We start from the raw sequence: 25,959 nt of genomic DNA, 5'->3' as shown, positions 1-25,959 counted from the left end.
CGTCAGCCGAAGTCGAACCGCGTCTACAGCTCGTGAATCAGCGGGGGGACCTCAACCGGGACGTCCGAGAACTGGACGGAGTGCCGGAACCGCTCCTCGGCGGAGTCAAAGAGGTCCTCCGACGACGCCCACATGGTGCACAGCTCGTCACCCATGCCGACGCGATCCCCCACCCGGACTGCCAACACGAGTCCGGCGCCAGCATCGATCACATCGTCGACCCTCGCCCTGCCGGCGCCAAGCAGCATCGCAGCCCGACCGACGCCTTCGGCGTCGAAGTGGCCCACGTACCCGACCTCCGTCGCCTTGACGACCCGCGAGAAGGGGCACGCCGGCAGCCTCGATGGATCCGCCACCACTGACGCGTCCCCACCCTGCGCCGCAATCCATTCCGCCAGCTTCGCGCTGGCCGCGCCGGAGTCGATGGCGGCTCGGAGCATTTCGCGCGCCTGGGTCTCATCGGCAGCGCGCTCGCCGAGCACCAGCATCTTGGCGCCGAACACCAGACACAGTTCAGTGAGAGCCGCCGGGCCATCGCCACGCAGGGTCTCGATTGCTTCGACCACTTCCAACGAGTTGCCCACGGCCATACCCAAGGGCTGATCCATATCGGTCAGCAGGCACGTGACCTTGCGGCCGAGTGCCTCGCCGACCCGGGTCAGCTCAGTCGCCAGCGCCCGGGCGTCAGCCTCCGTCTTCATGAACGCCCCGGAGCCGACCTTGACGTCGAGAACGATGGCGTCGGCACCACCGGCGACCTTTTTGCTGATGATCGACCCGACGATGAGCGGAATGGAGGGAACCGTCGCCGTCACGTCGCGTAGCGCGTACATCTTCTTGTCCGCCGGATCGATATCCGGCGACTGTGCGATGACGGCAATGCCGACCCGTCGAACCTGTTCAAGGAACTCGTCCGGGTCCAGCGCGATTCGAAAGCCTGGGATGGACTCGAGTTTGTCGAGTGTTCCTCCCGTATGCCCAAGCCCTCGTCCGCTCATTTTCGCGACAGGGACGCCGCAGGCGGCGACCAGGGGCGCGAGAACGAGGGTGGTCGTGTCGGCGACCCCTCCGGTCGAATGCTTGTCGACCTTCACGCCGGGGATGGACGACAGGTCCACGACCCGCCCGGAGCGGACCATCGCGTCGGTGAGCGCCACCGTCTCTTCCGAGGACATGCCGCGAAGGTAGGTCGCCATGAGCCAAGCCGCCATCTGGTAGTCGGGCATCTCCCCCGCCGCGTAACCGAGAACGATGCGGTCGATCTCAGCGGGCAGATGCTCGTGGCCGTCTCGCTTGCGCTCGATGAGCTCTTCGAAGGTGGGCGTCACGCTCATGCGTCGCGTACCTCCGAGAGGAACGAGGTGCCTCGCTGACACGTCCCCGCGAGGCCGTAGAAGTCCGCGACCGTCTCTCCGATGTCTGCGAAGGTCTCGCGAATCCCCAGGTCCACGCCCTCATCGACGCCCTTGATGTACGCCAGAAGTGGAGTGTACTCGCGTGAGTGGTCAGTCGATTCAGTCGTGGGATCGCAGCCGTGGTCGGCGGTGATGATCAGGAGGTCGCCCTCGATCATGGCAGCAAGCAGGTCCGGGATGCGCCCATCGACCTCTTCGAGGCCACGCGCGTAGCCCTCCACGTCGTTTCGGTGCCCCCAGACCATGTCGAAGTCCACGAGATTCGCGAACACAAACCCGTTGTCGTCGTCACTTGAGACGCGGGCAACGATATTGTCGAACCCGTGCATGTTGTTCTGCGAGTGCGGAGACTCGCAGATACCTCGCCACGCGAATATCTCACCGATCTTGCCGATGCCGTAGCTCTCGATCCCAGCTGCGAGCAACGCATCGAGCACGGTGGGCTCGAACGGCTCGACAGCGAAGTCACGCCGCCTATGCGTGCGCGTGAATACCCCGGCGTCATCGGGGCCGATGAACGGGCGAGCGATGACCCGACCCACCGCATGCTCGCCGACCACAACCTCATCACGCGAGACTTTGCAGATGCGGTACAGCTCTTCGATCGGAATGACGTCTTCGTGCGCCGCTATCTGGAAGACGCTATCCGCACTGGTGTAGATGATCGGCTTGCCGGTGGCCACGTGCTCGGCTCCCAGCTCCTGGATGATGGCGGTACCGCTGGCCGGATAGTTGCCGAGCCACCCGAGTCCGGTCCGAGCCGTGAACTCGTCCATGACCTGACTTGGGAACCCTTCCGGGTAGGCTGGAAACGCCCGGTCGAGAACCATCCCGACCATCTCCCAGTGTCCTGTGGTGGTGTCCTTGCCGGCCGAACGTTCGGCGTTTCGACCCCACGAAGCGGTTGGGGTCTCGCACGGTGCGACCCCGGCTATCGGAATGATGTTTCCGAGTCCCATGGCTTGAAGGTTGGGCATGCTCAGTCCACCGACAGCCGCTGCTGTGTTCCCGAGCGTATTGCTGCCCTGATCTCCGTACTCGGCTGCATCGGGCAGCTCGCCCGCACCGACGCTGTCGAGCACCAAGACGATAGCTCGCGGATCTCTTGCCACCTCAGACCACCACCCGGTTGACTTCGTCCAGACTCGTCGTGCCCAACGCAACACGATTCAAGGCGTCGGCGCGCATAGTTGTCATACCCATCTGCTGCGCGGTCTCGCGCAGGACCTCCCCGGGTGCGTTGCTCAGATACAGCGCAGCGATGTCCTCGTCCATCTCAAGCACTTCGAACACACCCATGCGCCCGGTGTAGCCGGTGAGATGACACGACGGACAGCCAACCGGACCGTAGGTGACGAGACTCTTGGCAACCTTCGCCGAGAATCCGGCGGCTATGAGCGTCTCCTGGGGAATACTCACGGGCTTCTTGCACTGCGGACAGAGCACTCGAACGAGCCGTTGTGCAACGACTCCAAGCAATGCGGATGACGTGATATAGGGCTCGACACCCATTTCCGTGAGCCGGGAGACGGCTGCGGGCGCATCATTCGTATGGATGGAAGAGAGCACGTAGTGCCCGGTCAACGCAGCCCGAACCGCGATGGACGCCGTTTCCGCGTCACGAATCTCACCGACCATAACGACGTCCGGATCGAGTCTCAGCACGTTACGCAGTCCAGCGGCGAAAGTGAGTCCCACACGCTTGTTCACCGCAATCTGGGTGACTCCCGTCAAGGTGTACTCGATGGGGTCTTCGATGGTGACGATCTTTCGCTGGGGGCTATTGAGCGCTGTGAGTGCCGTGTACAGGGTGGTGGTCTTGCCCGATCCCGTGGGACCCGAGATGAGCACGGCCCCGTACGGCTTGGAGAGCATCCGCCTCAATACGGTGCTGTCGCGCTCGGACATGCCGAGCCCCTCGATCGAGCCAACAGCGATTCCGCGATGAAGGACGCGGATGACGACACCCTCGCCGGCCGGAGTGGGAACCGTCGCAACACGAAGGTCCACCAGCTCCGTAGCCGCACGGAACGCGATTCGCCCGTCCTGCGGACGCCGACGCTCCGCGATGTCCATGTCGGCCATGATCTTGAGTCGCGAGACCAGCCCTGACTGAGAGCCCTTGGGTAGGCGGGTTACGTCACGTAGGACGCCGTCGATGCGGAACCGCACCCGGATCCCGGTCTCTTCAGGCTCGAAGTGGACGTCACTGGCTCCCTCGCGCACTGCATCGCGCAACACCTGGTTGACGATGCCGACGACCGGGGCGTCCTTCTCGCCCGCCGCAAACGCGGCGGCGACATCATCAGCAGTCGTGGCGGATCCGAAGTCCGCCTCAAGCTGGTGCAGAACTCCCATACCGATCACGGTGGTCTCTATCGCGTGGTCTATCTGTCGGGCCGTAGCCACAATGGGCGTCACACGGTAGCCGGTCAGCATCTCGGTCTCGTCAATCGCCTCAACATCGAGTGGGTCGGACATCGCGAGAACCAGACGCCCGTCATCAAACCCGACCGGCAGGATGGACTTGCGCTGCAGGAAGTGGGCCGGCAGGAGATTCGCAGCAACATCATCAATCGTCAGGCTGCTGAGGCTGACGTATTCAAGGCCCTTCTGTTCGGCGAGCCCGGCGGCAAGCTGATCCTCGGTCACCGCACCGCCACGAACCAGGACATCGCCAAGGCGGCCGCCCGACGATGCTTGCTCATCCAACGCGCCGCGCAACTGCTCCTCAGAGATCATTCCGATCCTGACGAGCACCTCTCCCATACGTTCGTTCGAGAACATCGGCTGTCCACCCCCGGGGCAGTCATCAGAGCAGATGAAGGTACGCGGACGTCAGGCCCGATCGCGGATGCCGGCGAGAACCCACTCTCCGACCAGTAGCCCGCAGACCATGAGCGCTGCGTTCACGTCGAAGACGCCCCCATAGGGTGTCTTGATGTCTTTGAGTCCGAACGGGATCACCAGCGGGTCAGTTATCGCGATGATCGCCTCGCCCCATGACTTGGCGGAGAGCTGCCCGAAGAACTCGACAGCCAAGCGCGCTGTCAATGCGATAGCAGCCGCGATGACCAGATTCATGATGATGGTAATGACTGTCCGAGCCGGTCTACTGCTCACGTGCTACCTCCATGTACGGTGTAGCGTGTCTGAACGATTATGCGTCCAGACGACGGGCAGTACCAGCGCGAACTTGTTCAGCGGAGCGAATCGGACATGATGCGGTTGATCATCATGTCTGCGACCGCACGAGGGTCGGTCACATGAGATGCCACGTACGCCATCCCATCGGCCATGCGCTCCGGGTCGAGGTCCGGCGTCTCCATCACTCGCGCGAGAGCCGCGGCCAGAACCTCGGAGGACACTGCCGCTCGGCAACGCTCGGATTCGCACGCTGCGCGCGCTCTGAGGAGCGCTGCGGCGGCCTCTGCTTGTTCCGGTGAGATTCTCATGCCGCTACTATCGGGCGCGCGGCACGCCGACTCAAGGACGACAGTAGGATGTCCCTCTGTGTGCTGTGACAGCGGTTACAGCGTCGAGGTGATGAATCGCACAACCCACGCGCTTTGTGCCGATCGACGGCAACCGGAGACCCGCAAACACCCCGGGAAAAGGGGGAGCCCCAAGGCCGGCACCTTGAGGCTCAGGGGTAAGGGGTTGCATTTGCATGCAACACATAACGGAATATACCACCCGCTAAACAGCGGTGCAACGAATCGTGATTCGAATCACACGGGCCATCGATGCTGAGGCGCACCTCACCGAGCGGCGAAGTACTCGAACAGACCCGTTGGGCCTAGTACCAGCGGCAACACGCTCAAGACGATGATGAGCAGGGCCAGCACGGCAACAGTCCTCGCCGAGGAACTCGAAGTGGCCACATCAGCCGGGGCATCGGGAGCCGATTCGAAGTAGAGCGACTTGAGCACGGCACCGTAGTAACCGAGTGAGATGACAGAACCCACCAGTGCCACCACGACCGCGGTGATCACCGCCCACCCGTGCACAGGCGACTGCTCCAACGCAGCGATGCCGAAGCTCAGACCGGAGCCGAACACCGTGAGCTTGGCCCAGAATCCCAGCAACGGCGGTAGGCCGGCAAGCGAAACGAACAGTACCGCCAGAGAGCCGCTGAGAATCGGTGACTTTCGCCCTAGACCCGCGAGGCCACCGACTGTCCCGTCCCACGACGGTCGAACTCGTGCGAACGCATCGGCCGCCAGGAAGGTGCCTGCGGACGCGATGGCGTAGGTCGACGCAAAGAACACCGCCAGCGGAGCGATCGGAAGGCACACAGCGACCAACGCGTAGCCCGCTTGGGCGATTCCCGCGTACGCCAGCATGCGCCGATAGTTGACCTGAGCGAGAGCCGTGATCGATCCGACCAGAACCGAGAGAGCCGAAATCGCAGCAACGACAACGAGTACGTTGCGAGCGGTACCCGAGGTCGCCACGGCGGTGACGAAGATCGACGTGGCGCCGATCGCCCCCAACTTCGCCCCGCTCGCCAGATAGGCGGCGGCCGGGACCGGCGCGACCTCATAGGCATCCGGGGCCCATGAGTGAAACGGCACCGCACCTACCTTAAAGGCCATACCTGCCAGCACGAGTACCGCGGCGCCCAATGCAGCGAATGACGGCGGCTGACCGGAGAGCGATTCAGTGAGCGCCGAGTACTGCCCACTCGGGGCGTACACGCCGATCAAAACCGCCATTCCAAAGAGGAAGAGTCCTGTGGCAACCGCTCCCTGGACGAAGTACTTCATCGCGGCCTCTGCGGAACGAGCATCGTCAGACAGCGAGACGAGCGCGTAGCCGGCCAACGCCATGGTCTCGAGCAACAGCAGCACCGTGACCAGATCGAGCGCCGCCGCGGCCGCGCCTGCACACACAGCTGAGAGCGCTATCAGGGCCGCGATGGAGCCCCCATGCGAGCGCTCCCTCAGCGAGTCCGACCCGCCGATGATCGCAGCAGCGCCAACGAGAGCGACCACTCCGAACACCATGGATGCAGGGCCGCCAACCCCCACGCCGGCAAACGAGGACTGAGCGGTGCGCATCACGCCGGCAGTCAGCCCGGCGATCGACCCGAGAGCGAGCCCTGCTGCGGCGTAGGCGACGCCACTTGACCGTCGGCCCGTAGCGTCAAGCGTCAACGCGATCAGGCTGCCGAGAACCGCAGCCCCGTACGTAAGGGAGATGGTGAGAGCCGTGTTCATCTCAGACTCCCCCTCCCACGATTGCAGCGATCCCTGACAGGGCCTGCTCGGCGACTCCAAGAACCAGAACCGGCCGCACTCCGAGCACCACGATGCCCGTCGCGAAGGCAAGCACGAGGGCAGACTCGCGAACCGTCAAGTCCGGGAGCACTGCGAATTCGCCGACCGGCCCTTGAACGGTGCCGCGTACCGCTCGCAGGTTGTACGCCGCTCCGAGTACAAGACCGACCGTCGCGGCGGTGGTCCACCAGCCGAACGCCGAGAAGCCCTCGATAACCGATACGAGTTCACCGGGAAAGCCCGAGAGCCCAGGCAGGCCGAGGGACGCGAGCGAGCCGAAGACGAAGGCAACAGACCACATCGGGACGACAGAGCCGAAACCGCCCATCCGACCGAGCTCCCGAGTGTGCGTTCGCTCGTAGACCGTTCCCACCAGGAGGAACAGAAGCCCCGCAACGAATCCGTGACTCACCATGACCAGCATGGCAGCCCCAAGACCGGCGGTTGTCCCGGCCGCGACGCCGAGGAGGACGAAGCCCATGTGCGCAACCGAGGAGTAGGCGACAAGCCGCTTGAGGTCGGTCTGCACCAGCGCCATGGCGGCGCCGTAGATGATGCCAACGACACCAAGAATAGCGAGGATGAACCGGGCCTCGCCAAACGCCGCCGGCGCGAACGGCAGAGCAATCCGGATGATTCCATAGCCACCCATCTTGAGCATCACGCCCGCAAGGATGATCGACCCGGCGGTCGGAGCTTCGGTGTGGGCGTCGGGCAGCCACGTGTGGAAGGGTACCGCTGGAAGCTTGACTAAGAAGCCGGCCATGAAGAGCCAGAACACCGTGGCCTGTACGGGCAGAGGCACGCCGGATTGCGAGATTGCTCCGATCGAGGTCGCCCCACCGGTCCAGACCAGGGCGAGGATGACGCCGAGCAGCATCACCGCGCCGGCCGCAAACGTGTAGATGAGGAACTTGGATGCGGCATGTTTGCGATTCGACGATCCCCACCCACCGATGAGGAAGAACATCGGGATGAGAACGCACTCCCACGCGACGTAGAACAGGATCAGGCTCTCGGCCAAGAACACGCCTGTCAGCGCCGCCTGCAACGCAAGGATGAGAGCGAAGTAGCTGCCCGGACGCTCCTCGAGCTTCCACGAGGCGATGACGGCGACAAGCCCGATGAACACGGTCAGAAGGACCAGCGGCAGCGACAGACCGTCGACGACCGTCTGCCAAGCCCCGCGCGTGACCCCTCCATCAAGGCCCATGATTCTCTGACCAGAGAAGACACCTTGCGAGCCGAGCGCCAGGAGAAGCCCGATCTGGGCCCCAATGCTCGCCAAAGCAGCCCACTTGGCGAAGCCACCCGAACTACGGCCGATGACGAGTGCTATCAGCGCGCCAACAGCCGGAGCAACGATGAGCAGGTCAACTTGGATCATCCTGCCCACCTCCCCAGTACCAAGAGGGCGCAGATCATCAGAACCATGCCGATCGCCATCAACGTTGCGTAGCTCTGCGCGCCTCCGGAATGAGAGCGTGACAAGACCCGAGCAAGCGACTTGGTGGCCAGAGCCGAGCCCTCGACGATGCCGTCGATGACGAAACGATCGACGACAGCCCACACACCTCGCGACGTCGCGACCGTTGGGCCGACGATCCAACGCATGATGGCGGAGTCGTAACCGAAGCCGACGAATAGCACGCCCGCAACGCCGTGTGGAGGCGTTAACGATCCTTCGATCGCTTCCGGCTTGACGGTGACCCATGCGCCCACCAACCCGAGCGCGCCAAGGGTCAACGCGGCAGCGGAAAGCGGTAGCGAGAGCGGCTCGGGATGCTCACCTAGCATGGTCGAAACCGCGCCGGCCCCGAAGCCCAAGAGCGCCGCGGGAACCGCGAGAATCACGAGCGGCGCCAACATGGAGACCGGACTCTCGTGCGCGTGACCCGTCCCCCGCCAGGTACCAAAGAAGGCGAGCTTGGTGGCGCGCATCGTGTAGTACGCGGTGAGCAATACGGTCACGAACAGCGCAACACCCGCCACGGGGTTATCGAGCCACACCGCGTCGAGGACGGCATCCTTGGAGAAGAAGCCTGCCAGGGGCCAGATTCCAACGAGCGCTCCCGCGCCGATCAACCACACACCGAAGGTGACCGGCATCGAGGTTCGCAGACCGCCCATCTCGGCGAGGTCCTGGGTCCCCGAGCCATGGATGACGCTTCCGGAGGCAAGGAACAGCAGTGCCTTGAACGCCGCGTGAGCGACCAAGTGGAAGAACGCGACCTCCCACTTTCCCGCACCAAGGGCAGCGAACATGAACCCGAGCTGGCTGATGGTGGAGTACGCCAGAACCTTCTTGATGTCACGCTGGGGGACGGCTATGAGGGCGGCCCCCAGCGCAGAGATGACACCTACGGCGAGCAGGAGCGACTGCGCCGTCTCCGAGGCGCCGAACAGGGGCCACGTCCTGGCAACGAGATACACGCCGGCTGCGACCATGGTCGCAGCGTGGATGAGTGCGGATACCGGCGTGGGGCCCTCCATCGCGTCGGGCAGCCAGATGTGAAGCGGGAACTGCGCTGACTTCCCGATGGCCCCCACCGCCACGAGAATCGCAGCGATGGTGATGGTCGCCGGAGCGATCTCGGGCAGCGCTTCCACCACGGCGGCGTACTGGAGGGAGCCGGTAGCCTTCCAGAGCACGGCGATTCCAACGAGCAGCCCGAGGTCGCCGATGCGCGTCGTGAGGAACGCCTTGATGGCAGCGGCCGCGGCCGAAGGCTTCTCGTACCAGAACCCGATGAGCAGATACGAGCACGCCCCCACAAGCTCCCAACCCACGAACAGTGCGGTGAAGGAGTCACCGATGACGAGCAGCGTCATCGAGCCGGTGAACATGGAGAGCAGCGCGTAGTACCTCACCCACCCCCGGTCGCCGGCCATGTAGCCGACCGAGAAGATCATGACCATCAGGGCAACCACGCCGACCACGATCAGCATCAGGCCTGCGAGGGAGTCGATGGACCAGCCGAGCGAGAGTGACATCTCCCCCGCTTGGAACCACGTCATCGAACCAGTGGAGGCCACGGCGCTCGTCCACGGCTCTACAACAGCGCCCTCTGCACCCGCGGTCTCCATCAAAGCGCGGACACCGATGGCGACAACCGCGAGCGGCCCAAGTGAGGCGACCCACGGCACGACCGTCCTCGAGGTGCGGCCAAAGAGCGCGAGCAATCCGGCGAGCACGAAGGGCCCGATGACGGCGATCCACGGATTCCCGAGAAGCGCGCTCATCAGCCCTTCACCTCCGTGAGGTCATCCAGAGCCGTGGACCGGGTCTTGCGGGCCACGCTGACGAGCAGCGCAAGCCCGACAGCCGCCTCGGCAGCGATCACGACGACAACCAGAAGTGCGATGCCCTCGATGTGCACGGCGGCCCCTGCCGGTTGCATCGATCCACCGGCGAGCGCCACGAGCAGAAGCAGCGGACCACCGAGCATGACTTCAACGCTGGCCAGGATCGCGACGGTGTCCCTGCGTGCAAGTACTCCGAAGAGCCCGACGCTGAACAGCGCGCAGGCGAGAATGACGACGCTCACGAGCGGTCACCCCCACTGATCGCGACCACCGCAACGAGCGCCACCAGCAACAACGCGCCGGCGAGTTCGAACTGCGGCAGGAGTGGCCCGAGTAGTGTGGATGCGAGAGCTGCGCTCGTGCCGCTGGATCCGGACAGAGCTGCGTCCGGGGCAACGATGCCGTCGGTCACCCTCCACAGCGCGATGAACGTCAGGACCGATACGACGGCAGGTGTGAACGGATCTCGCAAGACCAGACTGGTGGACCCGTTCTGACCACGGTGCACGAGCATGATTGCGAAGAGTATGAGAATGAGAACGCCGCCGACGTAAACGAATAGTTCAGCCAAGGCGAGGAATCCGAATCCGAGATACGCGAACAACCCCGCAAGCGCCAGGAGGAACGCGCCCAGGCCCAGAGCCATGCGCATCACTTCTCGACTGAGAACGACCGCGAGAGCCCCGGCGACCGCGACCGCGGCAAGCGGCCAGTAGACCGCGACCGACACAAAGTCACTCATCGGGTCACCTCCGCTTGCGTCAGTTCGTCTTCTGGGTTGGATGGCGCGAGTTCGAGCTTCTCGGCACCGGTAGGCGAGCATGGTGCGCCGCCAGACAAGCTCGAACGCACTTCCACACCGGTAGCGCGGGTCCCGTCCCCGGACCGAACCATCTCGTCCTTATCGAAGAGCGTGTACTCGCGGGAGTAGAACGACAGCTCGTACTGTCCGGTGTGCTTGAGCGCACCGGTCGGACACTGCTCCGCGCACAGCCCGCAGAAGCAGCACTTCGAAAGATCGAAGTCGTAGCGCGTGACACATCGCTTGCCGGGGTCATCGATGCGTTCGACCCGGATCGCGTAGTCCGGACACGTCCGAGCGCAGAACGTGCAACCGACGCAGACCCCCGATGAGCAGCGCAAACACCGAGCGGCCTCGGACAATCCCTCCAGATGCGTGAATCCCAGCTCCACGGTGCGGAAGTCCGTCGCGCGCTCCTCGCCCTTGGCCATCGGCATCTTGGCGCGACGCCGACCCGACTCGATACCTTCGGTGCTGGCGGCGTCGTAACGCGGGTACACGGGCACCGGACGAAACGCGCGGTCCTCGCTCAGGTCCTGCCCGGAGAGGTGCCGATGGATGGACGTGGCCGCCTCGTGCCCGCTGGCTATCGACCCGATGGCCGACCCCGGGCCCGTCACGACCTCGCCGCACGCGAATACGCCGGAAACGTTGGTCGTCAACAACGTGCCATCGACGAACAGCAATCCGCGCTCGGAGAGCAGGATGTCGGACCCGGCAACAATCGGTCCAAGCTTGGGCGCCTGGCCGATCGCAAACACGATGACATCGGCGGCGAGGTCGGTGAACTCATCGGCGAACTGAGGCGAGAACCGACCCTGAGCATCGAACACCGACAGACAGCTCTGCAGACGCAAACCTACGACCTTGCCATCCTCGGTGAGTACTTCCTTGGGACCCCATGAGCAGTTGGCGATGATGCCTTCGTCGAGTGCCTCCTCGATCTCCCAGGGATGGGCGGGAAGCTCACTCATGGACTCGAGGGCCGTAAGGGTCACTTCGACCGCGCCGACACGCTTGGCGACCCGTGCACAGTCGACGGCGACGTTGCCCCCGCCCACAACCAGAACGCGCTTACCCTTCACGCCGGCATCGTTCTTCCAGTTCCCGGCACGCAGGAACGGCAGTGCGCCAACCACGCCGTCGGCATCCGCACCCGGAAGCGGCAAAATGCGGCTGTCCTGGAGACCCGCGGCGATGAGCACAGCGTCGTACTCCCCGACCAGGTGGTCGATGGGCACGTCCTCGCCAACCGCCACATTGAGGCGCAGGTCCATGCCCATGGCGCACAGGTCGTCGACTTCCTGCTTCAGGACATCACGCGGCAGACGGTACGCGGGCACGCCCGAGTACAGTGCGCCACCGGGATGGTGGTCCTTCTCGTACACCGTCACACCGTATCCGAGCCGCATGAGGTCGTGAGCGGCGGTCAGACCGCTCGGCCCGGAGCCCACGATGGCGATCTCCTCGTCGCGCGTCCGGGGTAGCAGCGTGACCCGTTCCTCACGAAACTCGCTGTAGCGTTCATACGCCACACGGTGAAGTGGACGAATCGCGATCGCTTCGTCGTAGTAGTTTCGCTTGCACGCCGTCTCGCAGGGGTGATGGCATATGCGACCAAGGACCCCCGGCAACGTGTTGCGCTCACGCACAAGCTCGTAGGCCTCGGCTGGCTTGTCTTCGGCGAGGAAGTACGACTGCCCGCGAGCGTCCACGTTGGCGGGACAGTTACCCACACAGGGGGGCAGCGCCTCTTTGGCATAAAGCGACTCGATGTGGGCGTTGTACTCAGGCGGGAGCGTCGTGATGGGCTCGATCTCATCGGACCCGAGCACACCCGTCAGGCGTAGCGGGCCACGCCAACGCTCGGGCATCGTCAGCTTGACTATGGGATAGCGCAGCGTGTCCGGCTTCGTGAACGCCCGTTTGCCGGTGATCGCTAGGCCGGTCCATACACTTCCCCACCGCTCAAGGAAGCCACGAACACCCGGGGAGAAGTCGTTCGTCGCATTGACCGTGTTCACAGGCTCAGTCCCCGAAGCACCACCGGGACTCTCGGCGCCCGTGCTGATCGGTTCATTGTGGGTCGTATCACTCATGCGATCACCACCGCGAACACTCCTGCGATCAGAAGCTGCACGAGCGCCATCGGCGTCAGAACCTTCCACGCCAACGTCATCAGCTGGTCGGGACGCATACGCGGATAGGTCCACTTAGCCCAGATCATGGCGACCGAGATAGCAACCGCTATGGCCGCATATATGAGGGCACCGATGGGCCCTCGAATGCCGAGGCCACCTCCGAAGAAGGCCGCAGCACCGAACAGCGCCGCGGCGATCATCCCCCCGTACTCGACCATCATGAAGATGGACCAACGGATACCCGAGTAATCAGCGAAATATCCGGCGACCAGCTCGGACTCCGCCTCAGGAAGATCGAACGGTCCACGATTGAGTTCCGCGAGTGAGGCGATGAAGTAGACGAGAAAGCCGATAGCGTTGACCGGGATCCACCACCAGCGAAACGAGTCGTGGATGGAAACCGCGGATATGCTGCCCGCCAAGATGCACAGCGAGAGCACGGAGAGCGTGCGCGGAAGCTCGTAGGAGATCATCTGGGTCGCTCCGCGGATACCTCCGATGGACGCGTAGGTGTTTCGCGACGACCATCCCGCGACCAGGATGCCGATGACCGAGAGCGCGGGAACCGCTATGAAGAACAGTGCGCTCGTCTCGGTGTTCAGCGGTGCCCACCCGTAGGCGAACGGAATCACGGCAAGGCCTGCGGCGCATGGTACGAAGACCATGAACGGAGCCATACGGAAGATACGGACGTCAGCCTGATCAGGCGTGATGTCCTCTTTCAAGATGAGCTTCAGCGTGTCCGCTAGCGTCTGCAGCAACCCGAAGGGCCCAGCCTCCTGAGGTCCAAGTCGCATCTGAACACGCGCGGAAACCTTGCGCTCCGCCCACACGCCCACGAGCGCAGCAAGCGCGATCACGAGACCCGCCGCAAGGCCGACGATGAGCCCCCAGACGTACGAACTCATCGGTCCACCTCCCCGAAGACGGGGTCAAGTGAGCCGAGCACTACGACGAGGTCCGAAAGTGTGTGTCCTACCGCGAGCTTAGGCAGCAGCGCGAGGTTGCAGAAGGCGGGTGACCGGACCTTCATACGATACGGCCGTGGCGTGCCATCCGACACGAGGTACACACCGAGCGACCCACGGGCCGATTCGATGTGGTCGTATGCGTCGCCTACCGGCGGTGCGATGAGACGCGCCATACCATCGTTCTTCACAAGCCCGCCGGGCATCTGTGCAACGGCCTGTTCGATGATGCGCGCGGATTCGTAACACTCGAGCAGCCGGACGCGGTTACGGTCGTAGGAGTCGCCGTTCTCGCCGATGACGACGTCGAACTCAAGGCGCGGATACACCGAGTAGGGATCGTGCTTGCGAAGATCCCACTCGACACCGCTCGCCCGCGCGGTCGGTCCGGAGGCTCCCCACGCAACGGCGTCGTCTGCGGTCAGAACGCCGACACCTTTGAGCCGCCCCCGCGCGATGGTGTTGCCGAAGAACAGGCTGTCCATCTCATCGAGATTCGGGCGGACTCTCTGCGTGAACGCAATCACGTCATCGGTCCAGCCATCCGGAGCGTCCATGGAGACTCCGCCCGGACGTACGTAGTTGTAGGTGAGCCGAGAACCACACAGCGTCTCGAACAGCTCGACGACACGCTCGCGAACGTCGAAGGCGTAGATGAACATCGTGAACGCGCCGGTATCAGCCGCAGCGGCCCCAATACCCATCATATGGCTCGCGATGCGCTGAAGTTCGCAGACGATGACTCGCAGGTACTCGGCGCGCTCCGGAACGCGGATGTCGGCAAGGCGCTCCACCGCTCGGCAGTAGGCCCAGTTCGCGTACATGGAACCCACGTAGTCCAGCCGGTCGGTGAGCGGCACGACCTGCAGGTATGTGCGATTCTCGGCCATCTTCTCGATGCCGCGGTGCAGGTAGCCGACGATCATGTCGGCCTTCACGACGACGTCGCCGTCGAGGTGGACAAGCACGCGCCCGACCCCGTGGGTCGAGGGATGCGAAGGGCCGACGTTGACGACGAGTTCTTCGACCGGCAGCCCGTCATCGGAGATGGCGGGCGAACGGGATTCGATCTGCAGCGTCATATCGGCCCTCCTCTCGTCAGATGTAGTCGGGGCGCCGGATCAGGCCCGGTGCGTCAAAGTCCTTGCGAAGCGGATGCCCCTCGAACTCCTCGGGAAGCATGATTCGTCGCATATCGGGGTGGCCGACGAAATCGATACCAAACAGATCGAAGACCTCGCGCTCCTGCCAATCCGCTGCAGGCCACACCGAGTACATCGAGTCGATGACAGGGTTGTCTCGAGGCACCTTCGTCTTCACGAAAACCGCGGTGGCCAACTCGCGCGACTGCAGTCGGTAGACCATGAGGAAGTACTCGTCACGGTCGACTGCAGTGACCATACCGAGCCGATCAAAGCCGAGTTCTCGCAGCTCGCGGGCGGTGGACAACACCGAGTCGCGCTGTACCCCGATGACCGCGTCGCCGAACTCCAGCGAGAACATCGGCGCGAGCAGCGGCGAGAGATCGGCCAGGCGCTGGTGCAACTCCTCGTGATTCACTCCGCGTCACCGTCCTCGACCGGCATCGGCAGAAGGGTCGACCGCTCGCGGCGCTTGCCGGGCGAGATCGACTCCATGCGAACCAGCTCCCGAAGCTGGACGATCCCGTCCTGCAGCGCCTCCGGGCGCGGAGGACATCCGCTGATGTAGACGTCAACGGGCAGGAAGGTATCTGCTCCGCGAACGACAGAGTAGGTGTCGTAGTAGAAGATCCCACCCGAGACCGTGCAGTTGCCCATCGCGATGACCCACTTCGGATCAGGCATCTGCTCATAGAGGCGCAACACCGCCGGCTTCATCTTCTCGGTGATCGTCCCTGCGAGGATCATGACGTCGGTGTGGCGCGGATCAGGACGCGGAAACGTCCCGAGACGATCGAAGTCGAACTTGTTGAACGAGGCCGCAATGAGCTCCATGGCGCAACATGCAGTGCCCATGGGAAAAGCCCAGAGCGACTGCCCCCTCGACCAGTTCGCAAGCGCATCGACGCTGGTCAAGATGACGCCGCCGAACCCGTTGTCGAGCGACTCGCCTACCTTGTCTACGATCGCCACTCCAGCGCCCCCTTCCGCCAGGCGTACACAAGCCCGAACGCAAGGAAGAACACAAAAGTACCGATCTCCAACAGAGCGATAGGGCTGCCCTTGAGGCCGCTCGCAACCGCAAACAGCAGAATCGCTTCCGCATCAAACAGAACGAACAGCATCGCGAGGGTGGAGAATCGGAGTCGCGGCGGCGCCCACGGTTCGCCGGCCTGCTCCATGCCGCACTCGAAGGGCGTGTTCTTCTCCGGGTTGGGAGTTCGGGGCGACAGAACGGCATTGACGAGGAAGACCACGAGAATGAAGCCCGTCGCAGCCGTTGCCAGGCCGAGAACGAACAGGACTCCGTGCGTGGCAGCTCCCTGCATCCATCCCCCTACCGCACACCTGCGTTGCTCTCCAACACACGCGCGCGCCGGTCGGAAACACGTACTCGCCACCGAGGATTCTGGTGGCCCCCGCAAGTGTAGAGAGCCAGAATCCGCTTGTAAAGATTGTTACAAAGTCCGTCTGTCAGCGAGCAGAATCGATGGTCAGACGGCGTGTGAACGCCACTCAGCCTGATTCCGAAGCCAGTCGGTCAATGCGCTCGGTGAGCTCCAACCACTCCTCTTCCAGCTTCGGAAGCAGCGACTTCAGACCTGAATACTCGGCCAACGCCCCTTCGAATGCGACAGGATCCGCGTACAGCTCCGGAGTCGCCATAAGCTCGATGAGTTCCTCATGCCGTGCCTGCGAAGTTCCCAGTTCCCGCTCCAGGACTCCGAGACGGTCCTTCAGGTCGCGGGTCACCCGATACGAGCGGTTGCGTGCCTCTGCTTGGGCGCGCTTCATCTCTTTGGTCTTTGGACCGGGAACCCCTGGAACCGAAACCTCCACTGGCGTGGTCGCATGACTGCGCCGTGGTGTACCACGCCCCGCGGCGCTGCCCCCTGTAGACGCGACCACCGGAGACGCAGCCCCGGGTGGTTTCACGGTACCGATACTCCGGCTGGGTGTGGCCGCCCGCGAAGCAGGTGCGGTCGCCTGCGCCTCGCGCGCAGCCTTCTTGGACAGGTAGTAGTCGTAGTCGCCGTCGAACAGTGTGACTCCGCCGTCGACAACTTCGACGATCTTGTTGGCGATCGCCCGAATGAGATGCCTGTCGTGCGTGATCAGGGCTATCGTGCCCTCGTACCGTGCAAGTGCCTGCTCCAGCACGTCGCTAGAAGCGATGTCGAGATGGTTTGTCGGCTCGTCGAGACAGAGGAACGGTGCAGGCTTGACCAGCATCTTCGCGAGAGCAAGCCGTCCCTTCTCGCCACCGGACAGAACGCGCACCTTCTTCTCGACGTCGTCGCCGCGGAACAGAAACGCCCCGAGCAACGCGCGCACCTCGGACTGGGTCCAGCCGGGCGCCACACCGTCGATCTCCTGGAACACGGACTGATCGAGATGCAGCGCCTGGAGTTGGTGCTGTGCGAAGTATGCGATGTCGACGTGATGGCCAAGTGAACGAGTACCCGTGTCAGGATCGAGCACCCCCGCCAGCATCTTGAGGAGGGTCGACTTGCCCGCACCGTTTGGTCCTACGAGCGCGACCTTATCGCCCCGATACAGCGAGAATGAAAGATCGCGGTACACGATCGTCTCGCCGTATGCCTTGTCCACGGAATCAAGTGATATCACCAGGTCACCCGACCTGACCGGTTGCGGAAACTTGAACCGAACGACCTTGCGCGCCTCAGGCAGAACGATCCGCTCCATCTTGTCCAGCTTCTTGACCCGGTCCTGAGCCTGTTTGGACTTGGTGTTCTTGTACCGGAAGCGCTCGACGAACGCCTCCATGTGGGCGATTTCCTTCTGTTGAGCGTCGTACGCAGCCTTGAGTTGCTCCAGCGCGAGTTCGCGAGCCGCGATGTACTGCGAGTAGGTGCCCGTATAGGTTCTGACTTGGCCTAGGTCAATCTCGGCCACGTGATCAACGAGCGCCTCCATAAAGGCGCGGTCGTGGCTGACGATGACGATCGCACCCTCGTAGTTGCGCAAGAACCCCTCGAGCCACGTGACGGACTCGAGGTCGAGGTGGTTGGTGGGCTCATCGAGCAGCAGCACGTCCGGTTGCGTGAGAAGCAGCTTGGCCAGGGCCAGTCGCATCTGCCAACCACCCGAGAACTCCTCGGCAAGGCGCTCGAGATCGCGCTCGCGAAAACCGAGACCGAACAGAACCGCGCGAGCATCCGACTCGAGCGTGTAGCCTCCGAGGGCCTCGTACCGATCGTGGAGACGACCGTACTCGTCGAGCAACCGCTTCTGATCGACGTCGTCGGTCACCGACTCAAGCTCGCTCGCCAGCACCTGAAGTCGATGCTCAAGTGAGGTCACGTGGTCGGCCGCACTGAGCGCTTCCTGCAAGACGCTACGACCGTGCATCTCGATAGCCTCTTGTTCGAGGTATCCCAGTACCGCATCGCGCGCAAGGGCGACCGTGCCCTCATCCGGGCTCTGGCGACCTGCGAGAATCTCGAGCAGTGTCGTCTTGCCGGCGCCGTTCGGTCCGACCAGAGCGATCCTATCGCGTGCCCCAACGCGCAAACGCGCGTCCTTGAACAGGACGCGCGCACCGAAGGACTTCGAGACGTTTTCGAGGGATACAATCACAGCGCCAAGTCTAACACTCGGGTGCCGGTCGTCGGCCGGGACTACTGCGGTGTAGTCGTCATCATCTAGGGCACGCTGACGGGCGACGGCGTGAACTCGACGGTCTGCAGGTCCCGATCTTCCAATACGAGCTCCTGAAGCGCCGTCACCACCTGCCTGTCATACAACGTCCCCGCGCCGCTCTTCAGCTCCAACATGGCGTCCTCGAGGTTCCGCTCGGAGCTGTGGTACGTGCGGTGGGTCATGCTGTCGTATACCTCGCATACTGCGACGACGCGGGCCTCCATGGGAATTTCGGTGCCCTTGAGCCCGAGCGGGTAACCCGAGCCGTCCATTCGCTCGTGATGACCGGCAACCGCATCCTGGACCATCTGACCGAAGTTCGCCGCCTTCGCGATCTCGCTTCCGACTCGCGAATGCTGCCTGACAACCAACCACTCTTCTTCAGTGAGCGCATGACCCGCATCGGCCACATCATCACGTAGGTTCATCATGCCGACATCGTGCACGAGCCCGGCAAGGCGCAACTGCTTGCGGGTCTGCGGCGGCAGCCCAAGGCGCTGTCCGATCGAAGATGCCAGCTCTGCGACACCCACGGCGTGACGCGAGTAGTCGGGGCGCTTATCGGCGACAAGATACTGAAGAACACGGAGCGTACCCTCGAGCTGATCCTGCGCTTCCTTGAGGGACTCCTCCCGCTCCATGGCGAGTTCTACCATGCGTCCCATCAGTCCCAGCGCATCGAGCTGATCTTCATGGAAGACGGCCGTGCGCTTCCACAGCGCAAGCACGTATCTCAACTCGCCCTGCACACGCAGTGGAACCGCGATAGCCTGCCCCTCCTCGGTGCCGAGAGACTGAATATGCAGAGGTGTGCCCTTGCCCGCAGCGACCAGGGCGACGTGCGTCAGCGCCCTCTCCGCCTCCGCGACGGGAGCATCGTCGGCGATGAATACATGCTCGTCGTCCTCGCCGAGAACCGCAGCGGCATCGGCTTTAAAGAGCGTCGTCGCGTCTTGGAGAACGACTTGCAGCGACTCCTCGACACCGGCGTCGCCGAGCCGAGACGCGGCCTGATGCGAGAAGGCCAGGTACTGAACGGTCTGGTCGAGTTCACTGCGCGCAGTCTCCGCTTCACTCAGCGCGCTGTTGACCTGTGTGCGCAGCCTGCGACGCTGGTCCCACAGGTATGCCACAACCAACAGAACGAACGCGCTCAGGAGAATGCGCTCGAGGTAGTTGGCGAGAGGCAGTGTCGCTGGGAGAGCAATACCGTTTGACGACAAGAAGTAGAGCAGCAGACCGACGACGGCAGCCATTGCGATGATGAGGAGACTCGATATGGCATCGAGTTGAAGCTCGCGTCGGTTCGTTTCGCGCAGTCCGGCCATGATAACCGTCCATTCCCCTCGTCGGACATGGGGGCATCGCGCAATGCGCACGCCCAAACCCCATACTGAACGAAACTAATCCCCTGTTTGGGGATACCCCAGTCACCCGGTCTATAACAGCATTGGTGCACGCCAACATGGAAAACGCCCCTTCGAGTATCTCCGGAGAGACCCCAAAGGGGCGTTCTGTCATTCATGGTGGGCGATGTAGGATTTGAACCTACGACTTCTTCCGTGTGAAGGTTGACCGTGCTCACCGCCGATGTTCGCCACTGTTCAGAAACCGCAGGTCAGCGAGTTGCGCGGTCACAAACGAACGTCAGCGAACGTCAGCGAAATAGACCCATTGGCTACACGATTGGCTACACAGAAACGAAGGAGAATCACGATGCAGATTGAGACCATCACCCTACCCGCAGAGCAGAGCCTCGCCCTGGACTGCATGCCGCTCGACGTGCTGACGCGCGTCGAGGTCACGCCCACCTCTGGCTGGATGATCGCGGGGCGTCCCGTCGCAGAGTGGCCGGCCGAGACCGTCCGACTCAAGGCCGCGCTGGAGTACCTCGCACGCAAGATCGCGGGAGACGACGAGGTCCGCGCGATGGAGCTTGAGGACGAGGCGCTGGAGTACGCCGACCGCGCGTAGCCTCACCCGCTCGAACACTGAAGCCCGGTGCGTCTTGCCGGGCTTCTTTGCGTCCGAAAACGGCCAGAAACGGGCGAAAACGGGCGAAAACGGCCTGAATCAGGCGACATCCTCAGTGCTCATACCTACACGGGGCTCGCGGGATTCCTATCCGCCTTCATTGAGCCCCCTCTACTCGGTCTCCCTGCGGAGGTGCCATTTTTGCGCGATAGGGGGCCGTGGTGGGCACGCAGAAGCCCCAGCTGCGCGGAGACACAACCGGGGCTTGCGGGCCGTCCTCTTTACGGCAGGACGGCGTGGCGGCGAAAGGAAGGAGTAGCCTCCGCAACCGTAGCGCTATGTGATCGTGGCTTCTGTCGCCTTGTAGGCAGGCATGGCCACGATGGACAACTCGAGCACGTCGGCGCTGAGGATCTCGCGCACGACGGTGGCGCCGTCGACGTAGAACTCGTCAGCGTTGACGATCATCGCGAAGGAGCACTGGCACACGTCGCCACGAGCCATGCTCGCCGCCAGATCGCGGGCGTACACGGTATCGGGCAACTCTGCCTCGAACAGGACGCCAGCGCCGTCCTGCCACGCTCTGGCGGTGCCTGAGTTGACACGACCGAGCACGTGCTGGTGGTCGTGCCCTGCCAGTACCAGGAGGTCGTCACGCAGTCGGATTGAGCCGGGGCGTATGACCTCGCGGTACGTGCCCTCGAGCAGCTCGCTTCGGCTGTCGTAGACGATGGCTCGGCCACTGATCAGGCCAGGGCCAGGTGCCGAAGCACCCGGCCCGATACCGGCCCCACGCAGTTCGATAGACCTGCGCTCGATCATGACTAGGCCGACGCTTCGTCGGCGAGCTCGATGCCGCTGACACGACAGAAGGCCGTGGGATCCGTGGGCACGCCGCCGAAGCGGACGTATGCGCGGATCTGGACCATACCGCGCTTGAAGCCGGTGCCGGTGCGGCTGATCTCAAGCGTGATGTTCGTGCGGGTTCCGTAGAGCCACTTCGACCAGTCGGCGACGATGGCGTTGCCGTCCGGCAGGAAGTCCGTCACGTGCTCGCTGAGATCGGTGTAGGCCTTTGGCGGCTGGATGGGCTGTCCGGTGGTGTCGGCCAGCATCGCCAGCTCGGTCCATGCGCCAGAGCCGATCATCACGCTCGAAGGCGTGTGATGCTTGGCGAAGACCGTACCGGCCGCCCGGATGAACGGCGTGTGATCCGCGAGCAGACCCGTGTTGGTCAGCTCGTTGATGCCGTCGTCGGCGAAGGTCATGGCACCGATGCCGAGCGGCATGTCGGTACCCGTACCGGCGAGAGCGGCCTGATCGTAGAGGCTGGCGAGCTGCTGCGCGAACGCGTTAGTGATGGCTTCCTCAAGGCCGGTGGCGTCCTCAAGGGTCTCGATGCCGCATTCCGTGAAGAGCCAAGCGCTGTACGCGGTCAGATCCGCAGGCTCGATGGTGATCGTCTGATCGGTGAGCTCGCGATCTACCGCCTCGGGCTTCCACTCAGGGGTGCCCGTCGAGATGACGCGTGCGACCTTCTCGGTCGGGCGGTCGATGGCCACGATGCGCGCGCCGGCCTTGAACACGACCGACTGCTGCATGGCCTTCTCGACGATCTCCAGCACCGAAGCGCCGGGGATGGCTGCGGCCGCACCCGAGGAGATCAGCGTGCGCTGCTCAGCCGGGACGTGCGACCAGTCGCCGGTGGCCATGCCGCGTACGACAGCGGCGAGGTTGGCCTCGCGGGTGTTGACCGCCGTCGCCGTGCGCAGGTCATCGGCAACGCCGAAGCTGCGAAACTCGACGGGGCCCTGTGCCGGTGCGCCGCCGTCGACGCGCGAGCCGTCTGCACCAGCGAACTGGGCACGGAACTCGCCGCCCGCGAACGGGCTGATCGTCTGGTTGCCGCCGAGCGAGGCGATGACCGCAGACCGGCGCTCGGTCGCGATCGAGTCGGCGGCGCGAGCTTCGGCGATCTGCTCGTCCAGCTCGGCGACCTGCTCCTGGTACTTCTCGAGCGCCTTGACCTGGTTGGTCGACAGCGCCTGCTTGGCCTTGAGATCCTCGAGGCCGCGAACGCTCGCGTGAATCGACGACCGCAGTTCCATCAGCTGTTCAAGATTCATGGTTGTCTCGCTTCCGCGCCCGGTCAGAGGGCGCTCGTCAGTTGGTGTAAGGAGAGTCTTCGGATTCGGTGTCGCACGGCTCTGCACCGCGCTCCCCTGTCGGTCGTGGCTCTGCACCACGCAGGGGGCGAATCTCGAAAGGATTGCCAGGCGCGTGGCTCGCCACTCCACGTGGCCACGCTTCGGGGATCACTCCGTCCCCTTTCCGGCTCACAGCCGGCCGGATCACTCCGTCCGCCGCTGCGCTTCCAGACGGTACACGCGATGTCACCCGCCAATGCCCGCGGCTCTGTCGGCGGACTGCTGCTTCTGTGCGATCTGCTCGGCGATCTTCGTGATGTCGGCGTCCTCACGCACGACGGTTCCTCGGAAGTCGTTGTTCACGTTGACGACTCGGCTCGAGGTAGAGCTAGCGAGCGCTGAGGCGCCCGCTGTGCCCTTGTCCAGGTACTGGCGGGGATTGCCCAGGGACATGCGGCCATCCTTGAGCAGCCCCGACAGCAGCGCCTTCTGGCGGGCGTCACCACGAGCTAGGCGCGCGGCGTTGATGACGTACTCGCGCTCGCGCGTCTCGCCGATCAGCGCGTACGTGGGCGTGTTGTACATGCCGCCCTGGGCGTTGACGACGAAGCGGGTCAGCTGGCCGTCGAGCACGGCGCGCAGTGTGCCACCTCCTGAGGCGACGACCTTGAGCTTGAACACCTTGCCGTCCGGTATGCCCTTCGCCTTGCGGTTGAAGCGGTCGATGGCGTCGGCGGCCTCGTTGGCGTGCTTGCGTGACTCGCCGAACTTCTTGGAGATGATGCCCTGCTTGACCGCGGCGTCGATCTGCTTGTCGGTCATCTCGGCGGTCTGGAGCTTCAGCAGCGCCATGGCGTCCTTCTGCTTGCCCAGTAGGTCGTAATACTCGGCGCCTGACTTCTTGCCGCCGCCCTTGAGGTAGTCGGCGAGGTTGCGCTGGGCGTCGCGCAGGGCGAGCACGTTCTGGATAACCGAGCGCCGGTTGTTCTGCCCGGCGGTCAGCTCGAGCTTCTGAGCCGCCCACGCTTCGGTGGTGTCGTCGGTCGCGTTGGCGAGATCCTTCTGAGACGCGGCGAGGTCTGCGGTGCTCTTGTCCGCCGAGTCGTTGGCCAAGCCGAGTTCGGCCAGCTTGTCGTTGTACTGGTCCTGGGTGATGAGCCCCTTCTCCAGGTTGTAGTCCAGGGCGTAGCGGGCGCCCACGAGTTGCCACTGCTTCAGCGCCGCCTCGTTGGTCGTGTCGGAGAAGTAGTTCAGCGACGCCGACAGCATGTCGATGTTGCCGATCGCGCCGGCGTTGACCAGCGCCGCGCCGCCCGACTCCTTGAGGTTGTCCAGCGAGACCATGAGCCGGTCTATCTTGCCCTGCGTCGAATCGACGTAGGCGTCGGCCTGCCCGGCGTAGCGCCGTTCGACCTCGGCGAGCACTTCCATGGACGTGGCGTTCTTGTCGATGGTGATGCCGAACTTCTTGGCCGCGGCGGTGTTGCCGTTGTAGACCTTGCCCAGCATCACCGACGTCTTGATGAGGTCAGCGCCCGGCGTGCCGCGCGTCACGTCCATCGCGATGGTGAGCAGCTTCTCGGCCTCGGCGCGGTCCTGCGTCATCTGGATCAGGCGGGCCATCGCGTCGATCTGCTCTTCATCGTCGAACGCCTTGGCCATGCCGCGTGATATCGCGTTGTCGATAGCCGCGGCTTGAGAGTCGTAGCTCTTGCCGGTCGCCTCGACAGCGGCCCGCAGGCGGATCTCCGACTTCTCGGAGTTGGCGTACGTCTTGATGAGGTCGAGCGCCGCCACGCCGATGCCGGCCAGAGTCGCGCCGACGACGGTCAGCTCGCCCCACATGGCCTTCGCGCCTTCGACGAATCCGACGGAGGTCTTCTTGCCCGTCGACTGCAGGCGCTTGAGTTCGGACTCCGTCTTGACGATCTCGCGATTGAACGCGCGGTATTGCTTCTCGCCGATGTCGCCGCGCTTGAACTGAGCCTCTACCTGAGACTGAGCGGCCTTGAGGGCGGCCAGCTTGGCGCGCGTGTTCTCGGTGGCCTGTGCCAGCAGCTTCTGCTTCTGAGCCAGCAGCTCGGTGTTCTTCGGGTCCAGCTTGAGGAGGCGCTCGACCTGGCGGAGTTCGACCTGCGTCTCACGAGCGCGGCGGTTGACTTCGGACAGCGCCTTGTCCAGTCCGGTGGTCTCAGCCCCGATCCTGATGTTGATGCCCTTGAGGTTCATGTGGTGGATCCCTTCTTCGGTCGACGGCTTCTATCGGGGTCGAGATCGTCACGCAGGCGCTGCACGCCCTTCTTGAGCCTGTCGGCCTCGCGCTTCGCTTCAAGCTCGACGATGGTCTTCTCGAATGCCTCGTTCATCGCTTTGCGAGCACACGTCCAGCACAGGCCGAGGGACTCGTGGTCCACTTCGCGGACCGAGCAGCTGGGGCAGAGTTCGCCGGTGCTCGGCCGCGTCAACCGCTCCAGCACCTGGTCTAGCTCCACGTCGCCTCTCGCGATCGCCTGCTGCATCTTCACCGGCAGATGTTCGAAGAGGTCATCGAACTCGGTGTCGGGGATCTCTGCGGGATGGGTCATCGTTCCGATTCTCTTTCGATTTCGGGGATGTCCAATGCGGGGCTGTGGTTGGTGGTTGGTGGTGGGCCCCCTTTAGGGGGACCCCCCCCATCACCATCGACCCCGCCGCTGCTGTGTGTTGGGGGGTTGTTGTTGGTTGTCCTCACTTCGCCCCCAACATTCGGCGCCAACACGATTCCGCGCTTGATGGAGTAGCCGTACTTCTTGACCCGCTCGGTGATGGTGGAGCGGTGCTTGCCGAGGAAGTCCGCAAGCTCCTGGACCTTCACCGGGCCGAGCTTGGACAGTTCGGCGATGGCGGCCCGCGTCACAGACTCGTTGGGATCCAGCGGCACCTCTGTGATCTCGTCGTCTGCATCGCACTCGATGAACCGCGAACCCTCTGCCCGGTACATGCGGCCTTTCACGTCGTGGCAGTCGTGTCGGCGGGCGGTGATGTTCAGCTCGACACGGCTACCACGCGGCGTGAGCGTGGCGATGACCTCAGGACTGCGGGAGATGGTGCCGGCGCCCGCGATCCGGTCAGCGTGGACG

Annotated in this window: 24 protein-coding genes and 1 pseudogene (1 of these 25 only partly in view); 1 reads left to right on the top strand and 24 read right to left on the bottom strand. The window is 63.8% G+C overall.

The features are described 5' to 3' along the window. Positions 1-23: 23 nt before the first annotated feature. The 18 genes from HGB10_00410 to HGB10_00325 form a co-directional block, all read right to left on the bottom strand. Complete coding sequence (locus tag HGB10_00410) at positions 24-1,334, bottom strand: thymidine phosphorylase (protein NTU70277.1); 1,311 nt, start codon at positions 1,332-1,334, stop codon at positions 24-26. Further along, positions 1,331-2,527, bottom strand: a complete 1,197-nt coding sequence (locus tag HGB10_00405; protein ID NTU70276.1) for a phosphopentomutase — start codon at positions 2,525-2,527, stop codon at positions 1,331-1,333. The genes HGB10_00410 and HGB10_00405 overlap by 4 nt, the downstream gene beginning before the upstream one ends. Position 2,528: 1 nt before the next feature. After that, the gene (gene tadA / locus HGB10_00400; GenBank protein NTU70275.1) at positions 2,529-4,202 is read right to left on the bottom strand and encodes a Flp pilus assembly complex ATPase component TadA; all 1,674 of its coding nucleotides are present in this window, start codon (positions 4,200-4,202) and stop codon (positions 2,529-2,531) included. 51 nt (positions 4,203-4,253) lie between these two features. After that, entirely contained in the window at positions 4,254-4,538 is a 285-nt protein-coding gene (locus HGB10_00395; protein NTU70274.1) for a hypothetical protein, read from the bottom strand. A 77-nt stretch (positions 4,539-4,615) separates the two neighbouring features. After that, on the bottom strand, positions 4,616-4,783 hold the full coding sequence (locus tag HGB10_00390) for a hypothetical protein (protein NTU70273.1): 168 nt from the start codon (positions 4,781-4,783) through the stop codon (positions 4,616-4,618). A gap of 393 nt (positions 4,784-5,176) precedes the next feature. Continuing rightward, entirely contained in the window at positions 5,177-6,637 is a 1,461-nt protein-coding gene (locus HGB10_00385) for a hypothetical protein (protein ID NTU70272.1), read from the bottom strand. 1 nt (position 6,638) lies between these two features. Then, positions 6,639-8,084 carry an NADH-quinone oxidoreductase subunit M gene (locus HGB10_00380; GenBank protein NTU70271.1) on the bottom strand — a complete coding sequence of 482 codons (1,446 nt, stop codon included), beginning with the start codon at positions 8,082-8,084 and terminating at the stop codon, positions 6,639-6,641. Next, positions 8,081-9,940, bottom strand: a complete 1,860-nt coding sequence (gene nuoL / locus HGB10_00375) for an NADH-quinone oxidoreductase subunit L (protein NTU70270.1) — start codon at positions 9,938-9,940, stop codon at positions 8,081-8,083. The genes HGB10_00380 and nuoL overlap by 4 nt, the downstream gene beginning before the upstream one ends. Beyond that, a complete protein-coding gene (gene nuoK, locus HGB10_00370; protein NTU70269.1) occupies positions 9,940-10,245 on the bottom strand; it encodes an NADH-quinone oxidoreductase subunit NuoK in 306 nt (101 codons plus the stop codon). The genes nuoL and nuoK overlap by 1 nt, the downstream gene beginning before the upstream one ends. After that, positions 10,242-10,745: an NADH-quinone oxidoreductase subunit J gene (locus HGB10_00365; GenBank protein ID NTU70268.1), complete on the bottom strand. Its 504-nt coding sequence runs from the start codon at positions 10,743-10,745 to the stop codon at positions 10,242-10,244. The genes nuoK and HGB10_00365 overlap by 4 nt, the downstream gene beginning before the upstream one ends. Beyond that, positions 10,742-12,904, bottom strand: coding sequence for an FAD-dependent oxidoreductase (locus tag HGB10_00360; GenBank protein ID NTU70267.1), 2,163 nt, complete (start codon positions 12,902-12,904; stop codon positions 10,742-10,744). Before HGB10_00360 ends, HGB10_00365 begins: the two co-directional genes overlap by 4 nt. Beyond that, positions 12,901-13,854: an NADH-quinone oxidoreductase subunit NuoH gene (gene nuoH, locus HGB10_00355; GenBank protein ID NTU70266.1), complete on the bottom strand. Its 954-nt coding sequence runs from the start codon at positions 13,852-13,854 to the stop codon at positions 12,901-12,903. The genes HGB10_00360 and nuoH overlap by 4 nt, the downstream gene beginning before the upstream one ends. Then, positions 13,851-14,996 (bottom strand): NADH-quinone oxidoreductase subunit D, encoded by a 1,146-nt coding sequence (locus HGB10_00350; protein ID NTU70265.1) that lies wholly within the window; start codon positions 14,994-14,996, stop codon positions 13,851-13,853. Before HGB10_00350 ends, nuoH begins: the two co-directional genes overlap by 4 nt. A 16-nt stretch (positions 14,997-15,012) precedes the next feature. Continuing rightward, complete coding sequence (locus HGB10_00345) at positions 15,013-15,417, bottom strand: NADH-quinone oxidoreductase subunit C (protein NTU70264.1); 405 nt, start codon at positions 15,415-15,417, stop codon at positions 15,013-15,015. 53 nt (positions 15,418-15,470) lie between these two features. Continuing rightward, positions 15,471-16,049, bottom strand: coding sequence for an NADH-quinone oxidoreductase subunit B (locus HGB10_00340; GenBank protein NTU70263.1), 579 nt, complete (start codon positions 16,047-16,049; stop codon positions 15,471-15,473). Further along, positions 16,016-16,384, bottom strand: coding sequence for an NADH-quinone oxidoreductase subunit A (locus HGB10_00335; protein ID NTU70262.1), 369 nt, complete (start codon positions 16,382-16,384; stop codon positions 16,016-16,018). Before HGB10_00335 ends, HGB10_00340 begins: the two co-directional genes overlap by 34 nt. A 187-nt stretch (positions 16,385-16,571) precedes the next feature. After that, positions 16,572-18,656 carry an ABC-F family ATP-binding cassette domain-containing protein gene (locus HGB10_00330; protein ID NTU70261.1) on the bottom strand — a complete coding sequence of 695 codons (2,085 nt, stop codon included), beginning with the start codon at positions 18,654-18,656 and terminating at the stop codon, positions 16,572-16,574. A 65-nt stretch (positions 18,657-18,721) separates the two neighbouring features. Further along, positions 18,722-20,047, bottom strand: coding sequence for an HD domain-containing protein (locus HGB10_00325; protein NTU70260.1), 1,326 nt, complete (start codon positions 20,045-20,047; stop codon positions 18,722-18,724). Positions 20,048-20,435: 388 nt separating this feature from the next. On the opposite strand from HGB10_00325, the gene HGB10_00320 reads away from it, so the two are divergent. Then, positions 20,436-20,693, top strand: a complete 258-nt coding sequence (locus tag HGB10_00320) for a hypothetical protein (GenBank protein ID NTU70259.1) — start codon at positions 20,436-20,438, stop codon at positions 20,691-20,693. 336 nt (positions 20,694-21,029) lie between these two features. Here HGB10_00320 and HGB10_00315 read toward each other — a convergent pair whose 3' ends face one another. The 6 genes and pseudogenes from HGB10_00315 to HGB10_00290 all read right to left on the bottom strand — a co-directional run. Next, positions 21,030-21,515 carry an HK97 family phage prohead protease gene (locus tag HGB10_00315; protein NTU70258.1) on the bottom strand — a complete coding sequence of 162 codons (486 nt, stop codon included), beginning with the start codon at positions 21,513-21,515 and terminating at the stop codon, positions 21,030-21,032. Between the two features lie 2 nt (positions 21,516-21,517). Further along, a complete protein-coding gene (locus tag HGB10_00310; protein ID NTU70257.1) occupies positions 21,518-22,819 on the bottom strand; it encodes a phage major capsid protein in 1,302 nt (433 codons plus the stop codon). A gap of 267 nt (positions 22,820-23,086) precedes the next feature. Further along, positions 23,087-25,069 (bottom strand): hypothetical protein, encoded by a 1,983-nt coding sequence (locus HGB10_00305; GenBank protein ID NTU70256.1) that lies wholly within the window; start codon positions 25,067-25,069, stop codon positions 23,087-23,089. After that, complete coding sequence (locus HGB10_00300) at positions 25,066-25,425, bottom strand: hypothetical protein (GenBank protein ID NTU70255.1); 360 nt, start codon at positions 25,423-25,425, stop codon at positions 25,066-25,068. Before HGB10_00300 ends, HGB10_00305 begins: the two co-directional genes overlap by 4 nt. After that, positions 25,422-25,820, bottom strand: a complete 399-nt coding sequence (locus tag HGB10_00295; protein ID NTU70254.1) for a hypothetical protein — start codon at positions 25,818-25,820, stop codon at positions 25,422-25,424. Before HGB10_00295 ends, HGB10_00300 begins: the two co-directional genes overlap by 4 nt. Positions 25,821-25,864: 44 nt before the next feature. Further along, a pseudogene (locus HGB10_00290) lies at positions 25,865-25,959 on the bottom strand (AAA family ATPase); it runs 577 nt beyond the window's last position.

This window comes from Coriobacteriia bacterium, from assembly GCA_013334745.1.
Classification (GTDB): domain Bacteria; phylum Actinomycetota; class Coriobacteriia; order Anaerosomatales; family JAAXUF01; genus JAAXWY01.
Note: the sequence above shows the minus strand (reverse complement) of the source record. Positions and strands in the feature narration are given on the sequence as shown.

Coding starts and splice junctions, on each gene's coding strand:
- HGB10_00410 (NTU70277.1), bottom strand. CDS start 1,334: ATGAGCGTGACGCCCACCTTCGAAGAGCTCATCGAGCGCAAGCGAGAC.
- tadA (NTU70275.1), bottom strand. CDS start 4,202: ATGTTCTCGAACGAACGTATGGGAGAGGTGCTCGTCAGGATCGGAATG.
- HGB10_00385 (NTU70272.1), bottom strand. CDS start 6,637: ATGAACACGGCTCTCACCATCTCCCTTACGTACGGGGCTGCGGTTCTC.
- HGB10_00380 (NTU70271.1), bottom strand. CDS start 8,084: ATGATCCAAGTTGACCTGCTCATCGTTGCTCCGGCTGTTGGCGCGCTG.
- nuoL (NTU70270.1), bottom strand. CDS start 9,940: ATGAGCGCGCTTCTCGGGAATCCGTGGATCGCCGTCATCGGGCCCTTC.
- HGB10_00365 (NTU70268.1), bottom strand. CDS start 10,745: ATGAGTGACTTTGTGTCGGTCGCGGTCTACTGGCCGCTTGCCGCGGTC.
- HGB10_00360 (NTU70267.1), bottom strand. CDS start 12,904: ATGAGTGATACGACCCACAATGAACCGATCAGCACGGGCGCCGAGAGT.
- nuoH (NTU70266.1), bottom strand. CDS start 13,854: ATGAGTTCGTACGTCTGGGGGCTCATCGTCGGCCTTGCGGCGGGTCTC.
- HGB10_00350 (NTU70265.1), bottom strand. CDS start 14,996: ATGACGCTGCAGATCGAATCCCGTTCGCCCGCCATCTCCGATGACGGG.
- HGB10_00345 (NTU70264.1), bottom strand. CDS start 15,417: ATGTTCTCGCTGGAGTTCGGCGACGCGGTCATCGGGGTACAGCGCGAC.
- HGB10_00335 (NTU70262.1), bottom strand. CDS start 16,384: ATGCAGGGAGCTGCCACGCACGGAGTCCTGTTCGTTCTCGGCCTGGCA.
- HGB10_00325 (NTU70260.1), bottom strand. CDS start 20,047: ATGGCCGGACTGCGCGAAACGAACCGACGCGAGCTTCAACTCGATGCC.
- HGB10_00320 (NTU70259.1), top strand. CDS start 20,436: ATGCAGATTGAGACCATCACCCTACCCGCAGAGCAGAGCCTCGCCCTG.
- HGB10_00315 (NTU70258.1), bottom strand. CDS start 21,515: ATGATCGAGCGCAGGTCTATCGAACTGCGTGGGGCCGGTATCGGGCCG.
- HGB10_00310 (NTU70257.1), bottom strand. CDS start 22,819: ATGAATCTTGAACAGCTGATGGAACTGCGGTCGTCGATTCACGCGAGC.
- HGB10_00305 (NTU70256.1), bottom strand. CDS start 25,069: ATGAACCTCAAGGGCATCAACATCAGGATCGGGGCTGAGACCACCGGA.
- HGB10_00300 (NTU70255.1), bottom strand. CDS start 25,425: ATGACCCATCCCGCAGAGATCCCCGACACCGAGTTCGATGACCTCTTC.
- HGB10_00295 (NTU70254.1), bottom strand. CDS start 25,820: ATGTACCGGGCAGAGGGTTCGCGGTTCATCGAGTGCGATGCAGACGAC.